25 protein-coding genes are annotated in these 14,407 nt (G+C 60.0%); all 25 read right to left on the bottom strand.

Annotated features, from left to right (window positions below; all coding sequences use genetic code 11):
* Position 1: 1 nt before the first annotated feature.
* Positions 2 to 436 carry a 50S ribosomal protein L15 gene (gene rplO / locus CFB45_RS01665; protein ID WP_006477180.1) on the bottom strand — a complete coding sequence of 145 codons (435 nt, stop codon included), beginning with the start codon at positions 434 to 436 and terminating at the stop codon, positions 2 to 4.
* Between the two features lie 26 nt (positions 437 to 462).
* Positions 463 to 645 (bottom strand): 50S ribosomal protein L30, encoded by a 183-nt coding sequence (gene rpmD / locus CFB45_RS01660; protein WP_006400644.1) that lies wholly within the window; start codon positions 643 to 645, stop codon positions 463 to 465.
* A 15-nt stretch (positions 646 to 660) separates the two neighbouring features.
* On the bottom strand, positions 661 to 1,179 hold the full coding sequence (gene rpsE, locus CFB45_RS01655) for a 30S ribosomal protein S5 (RefSeq protein WP_006482895.1): 519 nt from the start codon (positions 1,177 to 1,179) through the stop codon (positions 661 to 663).
* Positions 1,180 to 1,193: 14 nt separating this feature from the next.
* Positions 1,194 to 1,559 (bottom strand): 50S ribosomal protein L18, encoded by a 366-nt coding sequence (rplR, locus tag CFB45_RS01650; protein WP_006477183.1) that lies wholly within the window; start codon positions 1,557 to 1,559, stop codon positions 1,194 to 1,196.
* 12 nt (positions 1,560 to 1,571) lie between these two features.
* Positions 1,572 to 2,102, bottom strand: coding sequence for a 50S ribosomal protein L6 (gene rplF, locus CFB45_RS01645; protein ID WP_006758786.1), 531 nt, complete (start codon positions 2,100 to 2,102; stop codon positions 1,572 to 1,574).
* A gap of 18 nt (positions 2,103 to 2,120) precedes the next feature.
* The gene (rpsH, locus tag CFB45_RS01640; protein ID WP_011350677.1) at positions 2,121 to 2,516 is read right to left on the bottom strand and encodes a 30S ribosomal protein S8; all 396 of its coding nucleotides are present in this window, start codon (positions 2,514 to 2,516) and stop codon (positions 2,121 to 2,123) included.
* A gap of 14 nt (positions 2,517 to 2,530) precedes the next feature.
* On the bottom strand, positions 2,531 to 2,836 hold the full coding sequence (gene rpsN / locus CFB45_RS01635) for a 30S ribosomal protein S14 (RefSeq protein WP_011350676.1): 306 nt from the start codon (positions 2,834 to 2,836) through the stop codon (positions 2,531 to 2,533).
* 7 nt (positions 2,837 to 2,843) lie between these two features.
* Positions 2,844 to 3,383, bottom strand: a complete 540-nt coding sequence (gene rplE / locus CFB45_RS01630) for a 50S ribosomal protein L5 (protein WP_006477186.1) — start codon at positions 3,381 to 3,383, stop codon at positions 2,844 to 2,846.
* 16 nt (positions 3,384 to 3,399) lie between these two features.
* The gene (gene rplX, locus CFB45_RS01625) at positions 3,400 to 3,708 is read right to left on the bottom strand and encodes a 50S ribosomal protein L24 (protein ID WP_006477187.1); all 309 of its coding nucleotides are present in this window, start codon (positions 3,706 to 3,708) and stop codon (positions 3,400 to 3,402) included.
* Positions 3,709 to 3,717: 9 nt separating this feature from the next.
* Positions 3,718 to 4,086 carry a 50S ribosomal protein L14 gene (gene rplN / locus CFB45_RS01620; protein ID WP_006482918.1) on the bottom strand — a complete coding sequence of 123 codons (369 nt, stop codon included), beginning with the start codon at positions 4,084 to 4,086 and terminating at the stop codon, positions 3,718 to 3,720.
* 309 nt (positions 4,087 to 4,395) lie between these two features.
* The gene (gene rpsQ / locus CFB45_RS01615) at positions 4,396 to 4,668 is read right to left on the bottom strand and encodes a 30S ribosomal protein S17 (RefSeq protein WP_006477189.1); all 273 of its coding nucleotides are present in this window, start codon (positions 4,666 to 4,668) and stop codon (positions 4,396 to 4,398) included.
* Positions 4,665 to 4,859 carry a 50S ribosomal protein L29 gene (rpmC, locus tag CFB45_RS01610; RefSeq protein ID WP_006400652.1) on the bottom strand — a complete coding sequence of 65 codons (195 nt, stop codon included), beginning with the start codon at positions 4,857 to 4,859 and terminating at the stop codon, positions 4,665 to 4,667. Before rpmC ends, rpsQ begins: the two co-directional genes overlap by 4 nt.
* A gap of 9 nt (positions 4,860 to 4,868) precedes the next feature.
* Positions 4,869 to 5,285 (bottom strand): 50S ribosomal protein L16, encoded by a 417-nt coding sequence (gene rplP / locus CFB45_RS01605; RefSeq protein ID WP_006482873.1) that lies wholly within the window; start codon positions 5,283 to 5,285, stop codon positions 4,869 to 4,871.
* A 2-nt stretch (positions 5,286 to 5,287) separates the two neighbouring features.
* Complete coding sequence (gene rpsC / locus CFB45_RS01600; RefSeq protein WP_006482899.1) at positions 5,288 to 6,088, bottom strand: 30S ribosomal protein S3; 801 nt, start codon at positions 6,086 to 6,088, stop codon at positions 5,288 to 5,290.
* Between the two features lie 11 nt (positions 6,089 to 6,099).
* The gene (rplV, locus tag CFB45_RS01595) at positions 6,100 to 6,429 is read right to left on the bottom strand and encodes a 50S ribosomal protein L22 (RefSeq protein ID WP_004199272.1); all 330 of its coding nucleotides are present in this window, start codon (positions 6,427 to 6,429) and stop codon (positions 6,100 to 6,102) included.
* Positions 6,430 to 6,441: 12 nt separating this feature from the next.
* Positions 6,442 to 6,717, bottom strand: coding sequence for a 30S ribosomal protein S19 (gene rpsS, locus CFB45_RS01590; RefSeq protein WP_004199273.1), 276 nt, complete (start codon positions 6,715 to 6,717; stop codon positions 6,442 to 6,444).
* Positions 6,718 to 6,727: 10 nt separating this feature from the next.
* Positions 6,728 to 7,555: a 50S ribosomal protein L2 gene (gene rplB / locus CFB45_RS01585; RefSeq protein ID WP_006482900.1), complete on the bottom strand. Its 828-nt coding sequence runs from the start codon at positions 7,553 to 7,555 to the stop codon at positions 6,728 to 6,730.
* Positions 7,556 to 7,557: 2 nt separating this feature from the next.
* Positions 7,558 to 7,872, bottom strand: coding sequence for a 50S ribosomal protein L23 (rplW, locus tag CFB45_RS01580; RefSeq protein ID WP_004199275.1), 315 nt, complete (start codon positions 7,870 to 7,872; stop codon positions 7,558 to 7,560).
* Positions 7,869 to 8,489, bottom strand: a complete 621-nt coding sequence (gene rplD, locus CFB45_RS01575; RefSeq protein WP_011350675.1) for a 50S ribosomal protein L4 — start codon at positions 8,487 to 8,489, stop codon at positions 7,869 to 7,871. The genes rplW and rplD overlap by 4 nt, the downstream gene beginning before the upstream one ends.
* The gene (rplC, locus tag CFB45_RS01570; RefSeq protein ID WP_006482922.1) at positions 8,489 to 9,139 is read right to left on the bottom strand and encodes a 50S ribosomal protein L3; all 651 of its coding nucleotides are present in this window, start codon (positions 9,137 to 9,139) and stop codon (positions 8,489 to 8,491) included. The genes rplD and rplC overlap by 1 nt, the downstream gene beginning before the upstream one ends.
* A gap of 178 nt (positions 9,140 to 9,317) precedes the next feature.
* Positions 9,318 to 9,629, bottom strand: a complete 312-nt coding sequence (rpsJ, locus tag CFB45_RS01565) for a 30S ribosomal protein S10 (protein ID WP_004199280.1) — start codon at positions 9,627 to 9,629, stop codon at positions 9,318 to 9,320.
* A 287-nt stretch (positions 9,630 to 9,916) separates the two neighbouring features.
* Positions 9,917 to 11,107, bottom strand: coding sequence for an elongation factor Tu (gene tuf / locus CFB45_RS01560; RefSeq protein WP_011350666.1), 1,191 nt, complete (start codon positions 11,105 to 11,107; stop codon positions 9,917 to 9,919).
* Positions 11,108 to 11,146: 39 nt separating this feature from the next.
* The gene (fusA, locus tag CFB45_RS01555; protein WP_021161762.1) at positions 11,147 to 13,249 is read right to left on the bottom strand and encodes an elongation factor G; all 2,103 of its coding nucleotides are present in this window, start codon (positions 13,247 to 13,249) and stop codon (positions 11,147 to 11,149) included.
* A gap of 122 nt (positions 13,250 to 13,371) precedes the next feature.
* On the bottom strand, positions 13,372 to 13,842 hold the full coding sequence (gene rpsG / locus CFB45_RS01550; RefSeq protein ID WP_006477195.1) for a 30S ribosomal protein S7: 471 nt from the start codon (positions 13,840 to 13,842) through the stop codon (positions 13,372 to 13,374).
* 172 nt (positions 13,843 to 14,014) lie between these two features.
* A complete protein-coding gene (gene rpsL / locus CFB45_RS01545; RefSeq protein ID WP_006400662.1) occupies positions 14,015 to 14,395 on the bottom strand; it encodes a 30S ribosomal protein S12 in 381 nt (126 codons plus the stop codon).
* Positions 14,396 to 14,407 lie beyond the last annotated feature (12 nt).

Here is a 14,407-nt window from a genome sequence, read left to right as displayed (position 1 = left end):
GTCACTCGGCGAACGAACCGCCAGCCGCTTCGATCGCAGCGCGCGCACCCTTGGTGGCACCGAGACCCTTCACGACGATCTTGCGCTTCAGTTCGCCCGTCGCGATGATCTTTGCGCTCTTCGTCAGCTCGCCGACCAGGCCGGCTTGCTTCAGTGCGAGCAGATCGATCTCATCGACCGGCAGCTTCTCGAGGTCGCTCAGGCGCACTTCACCGACGAATTCCTTCGTCAGCGACGTGAAGCCGCGCTTCGGCAGACGACGTTGCAGCGGCATCTGACCGCCTTCGAAACCGACTTTGTGGAAGCCGCCCGAACGCGATTTCTGACCCTTGTGACCACGGCCAGCCGTCTTGCCGAGGCCCGAACCGATGCCACGGCCGACGCGACGCTTGGCGTGCTTGGCGCCAGCTGCCGGCTTCAGGTTATTCAATTCCATATCAACTCCTTGATCCGTAGGGCCGCTTACGCGATGACCTTAACGAGGTACGAGACCTTGTTGATCATGCCGCGGACCGCCGGCGTGTCCTGAAGCTCGCTGACCGAGTTGAGTCGGCGCAGGCCCAGGCCACGCACGGTCGCGCGGTGCGATTCGCGGGTCCCGATCAGGCTCTTAACGAGCTGAACCTTGACAGTTTTTTCAGACATGGTGACCACCCGGGCTTAGCCCAAAATTTCTTCGACGGACTTGCCGCGCTTCGCCGCGATGTCTGCCGGGGTGGACTGCTTGCGCAGACCGTCCAGCGTGGCGCGAACGAGGTTGTACGGGTTCGTCGAACCGTGGCTCTTTGCCACGACGTTCTGAACGCCCATCACGTCGAACACTGCGCGCATCGGGCCGCCGGCGATCACGCCCGTACCTGCCTTCGCCGGAGCGAGGAGGACAGCGGATGCGCCATGCTTGCCGTGCACTTCGTGTTGCAGCGTGCCGTTCTTGAGCGGCACCTTGAACATGTTGCGGCGAGCTTGTTCCATTGCCTTCTGGACAGCGACCGGCACTTCCTTCGCCTTGCCCTTGCCCATACCGATGCGGCCATCACCGTCGCCAACCACGGTCAGTGCGGCGAAGCCGAGAATACGGCCACCCTTCACGACCTTGGTCACGCGATTGACCGAAATCATCTTTTCGCGAAGGCCGTCGTCGCGCTCGTCAGCCTGAACTTTCGCTTGCATCTTTGCCATGACGAATTCCTTCCTTAGAACTTGAGCCCAGCTTCGCGAGCTGCCTCAGCCAGCGCCTTGACGCGGCCGTGGTAGCGGAAGCCCGAGCGGTCGAAGGCGACGGATTCGATGCCGGCAGCCTTTGCCTTTTCGGCAATACGCTTGCCGATCAGCGTCGCGGCATTGACGTTGCCGCCCTTGCCCGACTTGTCGGCCAGTTCTGCGCGCACTTCTGCTTCGAGCGTCGACGCGCTGGCGAGCACCTTGGTGCCGCACGGCGAGAACACTTGAGCGTAGATGTGCGTGTTCGTGCGATGCACGGCGAGACGCGCGACCTGCAGCTCAGCGATCTTGATACGCGTCTGGCGAGCGCGGCGCAGGCGAGATTGAGTCTTATCCATGATTGCGCACCCTTACTTCTTCTTCGTTTCTTTGAGGATCACAACCTCGTCGGAATAGCGCACGCCCTTGCCCTTGTAGGGCTCCGGCGGACGGTAACCGCGGACTTCCGCAGCTACTTGACCGACTTGTTGCTTGTTGATCCCCTTGATCACGATTTCGGTTTGCGTCGGGGTTTCTGCCTTGACGCCTTCCGGCATCTGGTGCACCACCGGGTGCGAGAAACCCAGCGACAGGTTCAGCTTGTCGCCTTGCGCTTGCGCACGATAACCGACGCCAACCAGCGTCAGCTTGCGCTCGAAACCCTTGGTCACGCCGTGCACGGCATTCGCGATAATCGCGCGCATCGTGCCCGACAGTGCATTTGCTTCGCGGCTTTCGTCCACCGGCGACAGGTTCAGCGTGCCGTCGTTGTTCGCCACGTTCACGAGCGGATTGATCGCTTGCGTGATGGTGCCCAGCGGGCCCTTGACGGTGATCGCACCGTCGGCCAGCTTGACTTCCGCGCCTTGCAGCGCGATCGGGCTCTTACCTACTCGAGACATGTTTCTCTCTCCTCGGCTTTAAGCGACGTAGCAGATGACTTCGCCGCCGACGCCGGTAGCGCGCGCCTTGCGGTCGGTCATCACGCCCTTCGGCGTCGACACGATTGCGACACCGAGGCCATTCATGACCTGCGGGATGTCGTTACGGCCGCGGTACACGCGCAGGCCAGGCTTCGACACGCGTTCGATGCGTTCGATGACCGGACGGCCAGCGTAGTACTTCAGCGCGATATTCAGTTCGGACTTCGCACCTTCCGCCTTCACGGCGAAATCGTCGATATAGCCTTCGTCTTTCAGGACTTGCGCGATTGCAACCTTGACTTTCGACGAGGGCATCGACACCGATACCTTCTCGACCATCTGCCCGTTGCGGATGCGAGTCAGCATATCGGCGATAGGATCACTCATGCTCATTTACGTTTCTCCTATTACCAGCTCGCCTTGGTCAGGCCAGGAATCTCGCCACGGAATGCGATTTCACGAATCTTGTTACGCGCGAGGCCGAATTTACGGAACGTGCCACGCGGACGGCCCGTGATCGCGCAGCGGTTACGCTGGCGGGTCGGGTTTGCGTTGCGGGGCAGTTGCTGCAGCTCAAGGCGTGCTTCGTAGCGCTCTTCTTCCGACTTGCTTTGGTCTTCGACGATCGCCTTCAGCGCATCGCGCTTTGCTGCGAACTTCGCGACCAGGCGGGCGCGCTTCTTTTCACGTTCGATCAGTGCCAGTTTAGCCACGGTAACCTCAGTTTCTGAACGGGAACTTGAAGCTGGCGAGCAGAGCCTTTGCTTCGTCGTCGGTCTTCGCAGTCGTCGTGATGCTGATGTTCAGCCCACGCAGTGCGTCGATCTTGTCGTAGTCGATTTCGGGGAAAATGATCTGCTCTTTCACACCGATGTTGTAGTTGCCACGGCCATCGAAAGCACGACCCGACACGCCGCGGAAGTCACGCACGCGGGGCAGGGCAACCGTCACGAAACGGTCGAGGAATTCGTACATCGCTTGGCCACGCAGCGTCACCATCGCGCCGATCGGGTAGCCCTGGCGGATCTTGAAGCCTGCGATTGCCTTGCGTGCCTTGGTCACGACCGGCTTCTGACCAGCGATCTTCGTGAGGTCGCCAACGGCGTTCTCGATGATCTTCTTGTCAGCGATCGCTTCGCCAAGACCCATGTTCAGCGTGATCTTGGTGATGCGCGGCACTTCCATGACCGACTTGTAACCGAACTTCTCGATCAGGCCGGGCACAACCTTTTCTTTGTAAAACTCTTGAAAACGAGCCATTTTTTACTCCGCTGCGTCAGGCGCTCAGTACAGCACCGGTCGTCTTCAGGAAGCGAACCTTCTTGCCTTCCTCGACCTTGATGCCAACACGCGACGCCTTGCCATTCGCGTCGACCAGTGCGACGTTCGAAATATGCAGGGGCATCGTCTTCGCTTCCACGCCGCCCGTCGTACCCTTCATCGGGTTCGGCTTCACATGCTTCTTGACGAGGTTGATACCTTCAACCGTCACATGCTCTGCACCGACAGCCAGCACGACGCCGCGCTTGCCCTTGTCCTTGCCAGTGACGACGATGACTTCGTCACCTTTGCGAATCTTGTTCATCGCGACTCCTTACAGCACTTCCGGCGCCAGCGAAACGATCTTCATGAATCGTTCGCTACGCAGCTCACGCGTGACCGGCCCGAAAATACGGGTGCCGATCGGCTCGAGCTTGTTATTCAAAAGCACAGCGGCGTTGCCGTCGAACTTGATCAGCGAGCCGTCTTGACGGCGCACGCCCTTGGCGGTGCGGACCACCACGGCGTTGTAAATTTCGCCTTTCTTCACGCGCCCGCGCGGCGTTGCCTCTTTGACGCTCACCTTGATGATGTCGCCAATGCCGGCATAACGACGCTTCGAGCCGCCGAGCACCTTGATGCACAGGACTTCACGTGCACCCGTGTTGTCGGCTACTTCGAGCCGAGATTCGGTCTGGATCATGGTTTGTCTTTCCCAACTTAATCCGGATGCACCACCATGATGCATTCGGTCAGTCTTGGTCCCGTCAGCCAATCGGCTGCTTGGGTTGGAACAGCAGCGACGGCAAACGAAACCCGCCATCGCAATTCGGTGAATCTTTCGGACAGGCAGGCGCCAGTCCGCTTCCCCCACCAACTTCGCCCGCGACGGGGCTCCCATAAAGAGGGAAGACCAGGATTATAACAAATAATCCTGGTCACGCAAGCAAATACTTTGCGATTTCAAGCACTTCGCGGAGAAGTGCCTGTTACTGCCTACTGCGCTGCCCGCTTAGATGACGCGAGCTGCTTCGACGAGGCGCGACACCGTCCAGGCCTTCGTCTTCGAAACAGGACGAGTTTCCTGGATTTCGACGAGATCGCCTTCGTTGTAGGTGTTCGCTTCATCGTGCGCGTGGTACTTCTTCGAACGCACGACATACTTGCCGTAGATCGGGTGCTTGACGCGGTGCTCGATCAGCACGGTGACGGTCTTGTCCATCTTGTTGCTGACGACCCGACCGACCAGCGTCCGCTTCAGCGAGGTTTTCACGCTATCGTTCATTTCTGGTTCGCCTTCTGAGTCATGACGGTCCGCACACGTGCGATGTCGCGACGAACCTTCTTCAGCTGGCTCGTGTTCGTGAGCTGCTGGGTCGCGAGTTGCATGCGCAGGCCGAATTGCGCCTTCAGCAGGTCCGCCAGCTCCTTGTTGAGCGCGGCCTGGTCTTTCTGGAGAAGTTCGGAAGCCTTCATATTTTCTCCTTAGGCGCCGAGCTGGCGCACGATGAACGCCGTCTTCAGCGGCAGCTTGGCTGCAGCCAGACGGAACGCTTCGCGTGCCAGTTCTTCGGTTACGCCGTCCATTTCATAGAGCATCTTGCCCGGCTGAATCTCGGCGACGTAGTACTCCGGGTTACCCTTACCGTTACCCATACGCACTTCGGCCGGCTTCTGCGAAATCGGCTTGTCCGGGAAGATCCGGATCCAGATGCGGCCGCCACGCTTGATGTGACGCGTCATTGCACGACGCGCCGCTTCAATCTGGCGTGCGGTCAGACGACCGCGACCGATAGCCTTCAGGCCGAATTCACCGAACGACACTGCGTTGCCGCGCGTCGCCTTGCCGGTGTTACGACCCTTCTGCTCTTTACGATACTTTCTGCGTTTCGGTTGCAGCATCGTTATTCTCCAGTCTTGCCGTCTTCGGGCTTGCCGGCGCCGCGGCGCGGTGCGCCACGACGAGCACCCGGAGCGCCGCCTTCGCCGTCACGGCGCGGACGACGGTCGCCCGGACGCGCATTGCGACGCGGACGCTTGTCTTCGGCTACTTCTTCCACCACCGGTGCGTCGTTGCGGCCGAGCGTGTCGCCCTTGTAAACCCACACCTTGACGCCGATGATCCCGTAGGTCGTCTTCGCTTCCGAGGTTGCGTAGTCGATATCAGCACGCAGCGTGTGAAGGGGCACGCGACCTTCGCGATACCACTCCGTACGAGCGATTTCGATACCGTTCAGACGGCCCGCGCTCATGATCTTGATGCCTTGGGCACCCAGACGCATCGCGTTCTGCATCGCACGCTTCATCGCGCGACGGAACATGATCCGGCGCTCGAGCTGTTGCGTGATCGAGTCAGCGATCAGCTGAGCATCGGTTTCCGGCTTGCGGATTTCTTCGATGTTGACGTGAACCGGAACGCCCATGCGGCGTTGCAGTTCCGTCTTCAGCTGCTCGATATCCTCGCCCTTCTTGCCGATGACCACACCCGGACGCGAGCTGTAAATCGTGATGCGCGCGTTCTTCGCCGGACGCTCGATGACGACCCGACCGACCGAAGCGTTCTTCAGCTTCTTCTTCAGGTATTCACGAACACCGATGTCTTCCTGCAGCATCGCCGCGAAATTGTTGTTGTTCGCGTACCAACGCGAAGCCCAATTGCGGCTGACAGCCAGGCGGAAGCCAGTCGGATGAATTTTCTGTCCCATCGTATGGCTCCTTAATTCCCGACCGTCACAGTGATGTGACAGGATTGCTTCTCGATGCGGTTACCGCGGCCCTTGGCGCGCGCGGTGAAACGCTTGAGCGATGCAGCCTTGTCGACGTAGATGCTCTTGATCTTGAGCTCGTCGATATCAGCGCCTTCGTTGTGCTCCGCATTCGCGATTGCCGACAGCACAACCTTCTTCACGATGCCAGCCGCCTTCTTCGGCGAGAACGTCAGAACGTTCAGCGCCTTGTCGACCGGCAAACCGCGGATCTGGTCAGCCACAAGGCGCGTTTTCTGCGCCGAGATGCGGGCACCGCGATGAATTGCTTTCACTTCCATCTTGATTGCCCCTTATTTCTTGGCCTTCTTGTCGGCTGCGTGACCCTTGAACGTACGGGTCAGTGCGAACTCGCCAAGCTTGTGGCCGACCATGTTTTCCGAGATGTACACCGGAACGTGTTGACGGCCGTTGTGAACAGCGATCGTCAGGCCGATGAAATCCGGCAGAATCGTCGAGCGACGCGACCAGGTCTTGATCGGCTTTTTGTCGCGCGAAGCTGCAGCCGCCTCAACTTTCTTCAGCAAATGGGCGTCGCAGAACGGACCTTTTTTAACAGAACGTGCCATTGCCTACTCCTTAACGCTTGTGACGGCGCTGGACGATCATCGTCGTCGTGCGCTTGTTGCTACGGGTGCGATAACCCTTAGCCGGCGTACCCCACGGGCTAACCGGATCGCGACCTGCAGCCGTCTTGCCCTCACCACCACCGTGCGGGTGATCAACCGGGTTCATCGCAACGCCACGCACCGTCGGGCGGATACCGCGCCAGCGGTTCGCGCCAGCCTTGCCGATCTGGCGCAGGCTATGCTCTTCGTTGCCGACTTCACCGATCGTTGCACGGCACTCGATGTGCACGCGGCGGATTTCGCCCGAACGCAGACGAACCTGCGCGTAGACGCCTTCACGGGCGAGCAGCATGGCCGACGTACCAGCCGAACGCGCCATTTGCGCGCCCTTGCCCGGCAACATCTCGATGCAGTGGATCGTGGTACCGACCGGAATGTTGCGGATCGGCAGCGTGTTGCCTGCACGGATCGGCGCTTCCGAACCCGACATCAGCTGTTGGCCGACGGTCAGGCCCTTCGGGGCGATGATGTAGCGACGTTCACCGTCTGCGTAGAGCACCAGCGCGATGTTCGCGCTACGGTTCGGGTCGTACTCGAGACGCTCGACCTTTGCCGGAATGCCATCCTTCGTGCGACGGAAATCGACGATACGGTAGTGCTGCTTGTGACCACCACCCTTGTGACGCGTGGTGATACGACCGTTGTTGTTACGGCCGGCGGTCGAGCTCTGCGAGTCGAGCAGTGCCGCGAACGGCTTGCCCTGGTGCAGGTTCTTGTTGACCACCTTGACCATCGCGCGGCGACCCGGCGATGTCGGCTTAACTTTAACGATTGCCATGATTACTTGGCCTCCGCTTCAAAGTTGATTTCCTGGCCGGGCTTCAGGCAAACGTACGCCTTCTTCACGTCCTTGCGGCGGCCCATCGAACGGCCAAAGCGCTTCTGCTTGCCCTTCTGAACCAGCACGTTGACGGAATCAACTTCAACCTTGAACAGCAGCTCGACAGCCGCCTTCACTTCCTGCTTCGTGGCATCCGGTGCGACTTCGAACACGACTTGCTCGTTCTTGTCGGCAACCAGCGTCGCCTTTTCCGAGATCACCGGCGCGAGCAGGACCTGCATCAAACGATGATCGTTCTTGCGAATCTCGCTCATGACAGCAACTCCTCGATCTGGGCGACCGCAGCCTTCGTGACCAGCACTTTCTTGAAGTAGATCAGCGACAGCGGGTCAGCGTAGCGCGGCTCGACAATCGCCACGTGCGGCAGGTTGCGCGAAGCCAGGTACAGGTTCTCGTCGACCGTATCCGTAATGATCAGCACGGAGTCGAGACCCATGGTCTTGAATTTTTCGGCCAGCAGCTTGGTCTTCGGCGCTTCGAGGATGATGTCCTCGACGACCGACAGACGGCCTTCACGGGCCAGCTGCGAGAAGATCGAGCAGAGACCTGCGCGATGCATCTTCTTGTTGACCTTGTGCGAGAAGTTTTCTTCCGGCGAATTCGGGAAGATACGACCACCGCCACGCCACAACGGGCTCGACGACATACCGGCACGAGCGCGGCCCGTACCCTTCTGGCGCCACGGCTTCTTCGTCGTGTGCTTGACTTGCTCACGGTCCTTCTGTGCGCGGTTACCCTGGCGAGCATTCGCCTGGTAAGCGACGACGACCTGGTGGATCAGCGCTTCGTTGTAGTCACGACCGAACACGACGTCCGATGCGTTGACCACTGCACCTTCCTGACCATTTTCGTTCAGGAGCTTGAGTTCCATTATTTCGCCCCCTTGGTCTTGACGGCCGGCGTCACGAAGACCTTGCCGCCCTTCGCGCCCGGAATCGCACCCTTCACGAGCAGCAGCTTGCGCTCTGCGTCGATACGGGCGATTTCGAGGTTCTGCACCGTCACCGTCACGTCACCCATGTGACCCGTCATGCGTTTCCCCGGGAAAACACGACCCGGATCCTGCGCCATACCGATCGAGCCCGGCACGTTGTGCGAGCGCGAGTTACCGTGCGTGGCACGGCCGGAGGAGAAGTTGTAACGCTTGATCGTACCGGCGTAGCCCTTACCGATCGACACGCCTTGCACGTCGACCTTCTGGCCCACTTCGAAAAGATCAGCACCGACCACGGCGCCATTCGACAGCTCAGCTGCCTTGGCCGCGTCAATGCGGAATTCCTTGAGGATTTCACCGGCTTCGACACCGGCTTTGGCGAGATGACCTGCCAGCGGCTTCGTCACGCGCGAGGCACGACGGGAGCCGAATGCAACCTGCACGGCCGTGTAGCCGTCGGTTTCAACAGTCTTGATCTGCGTCACGCGGTTGTCCGACACGTCCAGCACGGTGACGGGAATCGAATCCCCTTCCGCCGTGAAGATACGGGTCATGCCAACCTTGCGACCTACGAGTCCAAGGCTCATCATTTTCTCCATTCCCGACTGCGATTGGTCGGGGCTGATTTACAAAATGCCGGGCACGCAAGGCCCAACTTTTTTACGCGAATACGCGAAAAGCCAAGCAGTATAGCCCGACCTCTCGATTTCCGCAAGCAATACAAAGACTTAGCGCCGCCCGGCATGCCGATCGGCGCTGGAAGCCTTACTGCAGCTTGATTTCCACGTCGACGCCAGCCGGCAGGTCGAGCTTCATCAGCGCGTCAACCGTCTTGTCGGTCGGATCGACGATGTCCATCAGGCGCTGGTGGGTACGGATTTCGAGCTGATCGCGCGACGTCTTGTTGACGTGCGGCGAACGCAGGATGTCAAAACGCTGAATGCGCGTCGGCAGCGGCACCGGGCCACGGACGATTGCGCCAGTCCGCTTCGCGGTATCGACGATCTCGGCAGCCGATTGATCGATCAGACGATAGTCGAATGCCTTCAGGCGAATGCGGATTTTCTGTTGCTGCATGACGATTCCTTGGAAAGAGCGAGGCGATGTTGCATCGCCGGACACTAAAAGAACGTGAAACTTGACGCCTGCGGGGAGCGAGACATCAGGTTCCGGACGGTACTTCCACTGCTAAGCCCGCGATTCTACACGAAATTCTGGAGCGATGGTGCGAGTTTCTCGCCCCGCGCTTTCGCGTGACGGAAAAACAAAACCGGGTGCCAGCGCAAGCTGGACACCCGGTTTCAGCGGTACGGACTGCATACCGCGGAATCGCGGACCCCGTCGGGATCCGCGGATCGTCGATATTACTCGATGATCTTGGCGACGACGCCGGCGCCGACCGTACGGCCGCCTTCGCGGATTGCGAAGCGCAGACCTTCTTCCATCGCGATCGGAGCGATCAGCTTCACCGTGATCGACACGTTGTCGCCCGGCATCACCATTTCCTTGTCCTTCGGCAGCTCGATCGAGCCCGTCACGTCCGTCGTACGGAAGTAGAACTGCGGACGGTAGTTGTTGAAGAACGGCGTGTGACGGCCGCCTTCGTCCTTGCTCAGCACGTACACTTCAGCCGTGAAGTGCGTGTGCGGCGTGATCGAACCCGGCTTCGCCAGAACCTGGCCACGCTCCACGTCTTCACGCTTCGTGCCGCGCAGCAGGATACCAACGTTGTCGCCTGCTTGACCTTGGTCCAGCAGCTTGCGGAACATTTCAACGCCCGTGCAGGTCGTCTTCACCGTCGGCTTGATACCGACGATTTCGATTTCTTCGCCGACCTTCACGATGCCGCGCTCAACGCGACCCGTCACAACCGTACCACGGCCCGAGATCGAGAACACGTCTTCCACCGGCATCAGGAACGCGCCGTCAACTGCACGCTCCGGCGTCGGGATGTACGTGTCCAGCGCGTCGGCCAGGCTCATGATCGCCACTTCGCCCAGCTCGCCCGTGTCGCCTTCCAGCGCCAGCTTGGCCGAACCCTTCACGATCGGCGTGTCGTCGCCCGGGAAGTCGTACTTCGACAGGAGTTCGCGAACTTCCATCTCGACCAGCTCGAGCAGTTCAGCGTCGTCCACCATGTCGCACTTGTTCAGAAACACGATGATGTACGGAACGCCAACCTGACGTGCCAGCAGGATGTGCTCACGCGTCTGCGGCATCGGGCCGTCTGCTGCCGAGCAAACCAGGATCGCGCCGTCCATCTGCGCTGCGCCCGTGATCATGTTCTTCACATAGTCAGCGTGGCCCGGGCAGTCGACGTGTGCGTAGTGGCGGTTAGCCGTTTCGTACTCGACGTGTGCCGTGTTGATCGTGATGCCGCGCGCCTTTTCTTCCGGTGCCGCGTCGATCTGGTCGTATGCCTTCGCTTCGCCGCCGAACTTCTTCGTCAGAACCGTCGTGATCGCTGCCGTCAGCGTCGTCTTGCCGTGGTCAACGTGACCAATCGTACCAACGTTCACGTGCGGCTTGGTCCGCTCGAATTTACCTTTTGCCATGATTCTCTTCTTTCAAAAATTATCGATTGAGATAACGAATTACTTCGACTTCGCGCTGATGATCGCGTCAGCAACGTTGCGCGGAGCTTCAGCGTAGTGCTTGAACTCCATCGTGTACGTTGCACGACCTTGCGTCAGCGAACGCAGCGACGTCGAGTAACCGAACATTTCCGACAGCGGTACTTCGGCACGCACGATCTTGCCGCCGCCAACCATGTCTTCCATGCCCTGGACGATACCGCGACGGCCCGACAGGTCGCCCATCACGTTGCCCATGTAGTCTTCCGGCGTCTCGACTTCGACCGCCATCATCGGCTCGAGGACGACCGGGTTCGCCTTGCGCATCGCTTCCTTGAACGCCATCGAACCGGCCATGCGGAACGCGTTTTCGTTCGAGTCAACGTCGTGGTACGAACCGAACGTCAGGTGAACCTTCACGTCGACGACCGGGAAGCCGGCCAGCACGCCCGACTTCAGCGTGTCCTGGATACCCTTGTCGACCGCCGGGATGTATTCACGCGGAATCACACCACCCTTGATCTCGTCGAAGAACTCGTAGCCCTTGCCTTGTTCGTTCGGCTCGAGCGTGATGACTGCGTGACCGTACTGGCCGCGACCACCCGACTGCTTGACGAACTTGCCGTCGACGTCCTTCGCCGTCGAACGGATCGTTTCGCGGTAGGCAACCTGCGGCTTGCCGACGGTTGCTTCCACGCCGAATTCACGCTTCATCCGGTCGACCAGAATTTCGAGGTGGAGCTCGCCCATGCCCGAAATGATGGTCTGGCCCGACTCTTCGTCGGTCTGCACGCGGAACGACGGATCTTCTTGCGCCAGACGGTTCAGCGCCAGGCCCATCTTTTCCTGGTCAGCCTTGGTCTTCGGCTCGACAGCCTGCGAAATCACCGGCTCCGGGAACACCATGCGCTCGAGCACGATCGGGTTTGCCGGATCGCACAGCGTATCGCCGGTGGTCGCTTCCTTCAGGCCGACCGCAGCAGCGATGTCGCCTGCACGGACTTCCTTGATTTCTTCACGCTGGTTCGCGTGCATCTGCAGAATACGGCCGAGGCGTTCCTTCTTGCCCTTGGTCGAGTTCAGCAGCGTGTCGCCCGAGTTGACGACGCCCGAGTACACACGGAAGAAGATCAGCTGGCCGACGAACGGGTCGGTCATGATCTTGAACGCGAGCGACGAGAACTTCTCGTCGTCCGACGCCTTGCGCTCTGCTTCTTCACCGTTTTCGAGCTCGCCCTTGACCGGCGGGATGTCGACCGGCGACGGCAGGAAGTCGATCACGGCGTCGAGCATACGCTGCACGCCCTTGTTCTTGAACGCGGTACCGCACAGCATCGGCTGGATTTCGCACGCGATCGTACGGTCGCGCAGCGCCTTGACGATGTCGGCTTCCGGCAGATCGCCTTCTTCCAGGTACTTGTTCATCAGGTCTTCGCTGGCTTCGGCAGCCACTTCGACCATCTTTTCGCGCCATTCCTTGCAGGTCTCTGCGAGCTCGGCCGGGATGTCGACGTAGTCGAACTTCGTGCCTTGCGACGCTTCGTCCCAAATGATCGCCTTCATCTTGATCAGGTCGACGACGCCCTTGAAGTTTTCTTCCGCGCCGATCGGCACCACGACCGGAACCGGGTTCGCCTTCAGGCGCAGACGGAGCTGGTCGTAGACCTTGAAGAAGTTCGCGCCGGTACGGTCCATCTTGTTGACGAACGCGAGACGCGGCACCTTGTACTTGTTAGCCTGGCGCCACACCGTTTCCGACTGCGGCTGCACGCCGCCCACTGCGCAGTACACCATGCACGCGCCGTCGAGCACGCGCATCGAGCGCTCGACTTCAATCGTGAAGTCGACGTGGCCCGGGGTGTCGATGATGTTGATGCGGTGTTCCGGATAGTTGCCGCCCATGCCCTTCCAGAAGGCCGTGGTAGCAGCGGACGTGATCGTGATGCCACGCTCCTGTTCCTGCTCCATCCAGTCCATCGTGGCTGCGCCGTCGTGGACTTCACCGATCTTGTGGTTCACACCGGTGTAAAACAGAATGCGCTCGGTCGTCGTCGTCTTGCCGGCGTCGATGTGAGCGCTAATACCGATATTGCGGTAGCGCTCGATAGGAGTCTTGCGAGCCACTTTGAATCCTTTACTGGGATGGCGCGACGCAGCGTGCTGCATCGCGCTTCAACACAAACGGGCGAGGCGCCTGAAAAGCGCACCCGCCCGGAATTATTTCCGCTAACAGCCCAGCCAGGCGCTTAGAAACGGAAATGCGAGAACGCGCGGTTGGCTTCTGCCATGCGGTGAACTTCGTCGCGCTTCTTCATCGCGCCGCCACGGCCTTCGGCCGCTTCGGAGAGTTCACCTGCCAGGCGCAGGGCCATCGACTTCTCGCTACGCTTCTTCGCAGCCTCACGCAGCCAGCGCATCGCCAATGCCATACGACGCGACGGGCGCACTTCGACCGGAACTTGATAGTTGGCACCACCAACGCGACGGCTCTTCACTTCGACCACCGGCTTGACGTTGTTGAGCGCAACCGTGAACACTTCCAGCGGGTCCTTGCCACCCTTGGTCTGGATCTGTTCGAATGCGCCATAAACGATGCGCTCTGCGACCGACTTCTTGCCGGACAGCATCAGCATGTTCATGAACTTGGCTACATCAACGTTACCGAACTTCGGATCCGGCAACACTTCCCGCTTGGGGACTTCGCGACGACGCGGCATGATTCTTCCTTTACTTGTTCAGTTGGAGCTGCATCCAGCTCCGCGGCCACCAACAAACCCGATCACATCTTCACGACTAACCAGCTTGGCCGGGTGACCACTTACTCGACAGCACCGGCAATCCGGCACTCCCGCCTTGACCGCCCTACGGCGATCCCTGATCAAAAACTGCTTACTTGGCAGCCTTTGCACGCTTCGCGCCGTACTTCGAGCGCGCTTGCTTACGGTCCTTGACGCCCTGGGTATCCAGCGAGCCGCGAACCATGTGGTAACGCACACCCGGCAAGTCCTTCACACGGCCGCCGCGGATCAGCACAACCGAGTGTTCCTGCAGGTTGTGGCCTTCACCGCCGATGTACGAAATCACTTCGAAGCCGTTCGTCAGACGAACCTTGGCGACCTTACGGAGTGCCGAGTTCGGCTTCTTCGGCGTCGTCGTGTACACACGGGTGCACACGCCGCGACGCTGGGGGCAGTCCTGCAGGGCCGGGCTCTTGCTCTTCGTCGTTTCCGACTGACGGCCTTTGCGAACCAGTTGGTTGATGGTTGGCATTGTTTATTCCTG

Source organism: Burkholderia sp. HI2500 (assembly GCF_002223055.1).
Taxonomy (GTDB): Bacteria; Pseudomonadota; Gammaproteobacteria; order Burkholderiales; family Burkholderiaceae; genus Burkholderia.
Note: the sequence above shows the minus strand (reverse complement) of the source record. Positions and strands in the feature narration are given on the sequence as shown.

Bases quoted from the DNA above. Each gene is read 5' to 3' on its own strand.
- rpsE (WP_006482895.1), bottom strand. From the start codon at position 1,179: ATGGCAAAGATGCAAGCGAAAGTTCAGGCTGACGAGCGCGACGACGGC.
- rplF (WP_006758786.1), bottom strand. From the start codon at position 2,102: ATGTCTCGAGTAGGTAAGAGCCCGATCGCGCTGCAAGGCGCGGAAGTC.
- tuf (WP_011350666.1), bottom strand. From the start codon at position 11,107: ATGGCAAAAGGTAAATTCGAGCGGACCAAGCCGCACGTGAACGTTGGT.
- rpsQ (WP_006477189.1), bottom strand. From the start codon at position 4,668: ATGAACGATAGCGTGAAAACCTCGCTGAAGCGGACGCTGGTCGGTCGG.
- rpmC (WP_006400652.1), bottom strand. From the start codon at position 4,859: ATGAAGGCTTCCGAACTTCTCCAGAAAGACCAGGCCGCGCTCAACAAG.
- rpsS (WP_004199273.1), bottom strand. From the start codon at position 6,717: ATGGCACGTTCTGTTAAAAAAGGTCCGTTCTGCGACGCCCATTTGCTG.
- rpsG (WP_006477195.1), bottom strand. From the start codon at position 13,842: ATGCCGCGTCGTCGCGAAGTCCCCAAGCGGGAAGTGTTGCCGGATCCG.
- rplX (WP_006477187.1), bottom strand. From the start codon at position 3,708: ATGAACAAGATTCGCAAAGGTGACGAAGTCATCGTCGTCACTGGCAAG.
- rplW (WP_004199275.1), bottom strand. From the start codon at position 7,872: ATGAGCGAGATTCGCAAGAACGATCATCGTTTGATGCAGGTCCTGCTC.
- rpsH (WP_011350677.1), bottom strand. From the start codon at position 2,516: ATGAGCATGAGTGATCCTATCGCCGATATGCTGACTCGCATCCGCAAC.
- rpmD (WP_006400644.1), bottom strand. From the start codon at position 645: ATGTCTGAAAAAACTGTCAAGGTTCAGCTCGTTAAGAGCCTGATCGGG.
- rplV (WP_004199272.1), bottom strand. From the start codon at position 6,429: ATGGAAGTGAAAGCAATTCATCGCGGTGCCCGCATCTCGGCGCAGAAA.
- rpsL (WP_006400662.1), bottom strand. From the start codon at position 14,395: ATGCCAACCATCAACCAACTGGTTCGCAAAGGCCGTCAGTCGGAAACG.
- rplC (WP_006482922.1), bottom strand. From the start codon at position 9,139: ATGAGCCTTGGACTCGTAGGTCGCAAGGTTGGCATGACCCGTATCTTC.
- rplO (WP_006477180.1), bottom strand. From the start codon at position 436: ATGGAATTGAATAACCTGAAGCCGGCAGCTGGCGCCAAGCACGCCAAG.
- rplR (WP_006477183.1), bottom strand. From the start codon at position 1,559: ATGGATAAGACTCAATCTCGCCTGCGCCGCGCTCGCCAGACGCGTATC.
- rpsJ (WP_004199280.1), bottom strand. From the start codon at position 9,629: ATGCAGCAACAGAAAATCCGCATTCGCCTGAAGGCATTCGACTATCGT.
- rpsC (WP_006482899.1), bottom strand. From the start codon at position 6,088: ATGGGACAGAAAATTCATCCGACTGGCTTCCGCCTGGCTGTCAGCCGC.
- rplD (WP_011350675.1), bottom strand. From the start codon at position 8,489: ATGGAACTCAAGCTCCTGAACGAAAATGGTCAGGAAGGTGCAGTGGTC.
- rplE (WP_006477186.1), bottom strand. From the start codon at position 3,383: ATGGCTCGTTTTCAAGAGTTTTACAAAGAAAAGGTTGTGCCCGGCCTG.
- rplN (WP_006482918.1), bottom strand. From the start codon at position 4,086: ATGATCCAGACCGAATCTCGGCTCGAAGTAGCCGACAACACGGGTGCA.
- rplB (WP_006482900.1), bottom strand. From the start codon at position 7,555: ATGGCAATCGTTAAAGTTAAGCCGACATCGCCGGGTCGCCGCGCGATG.
- rplP (WP_006482873.1), bottom strand. From the start codon at position 5,285: ATGCTGCAACCGAAACGCAGAAAGTATCGTAAAGAGCAGAAGGGTCGT.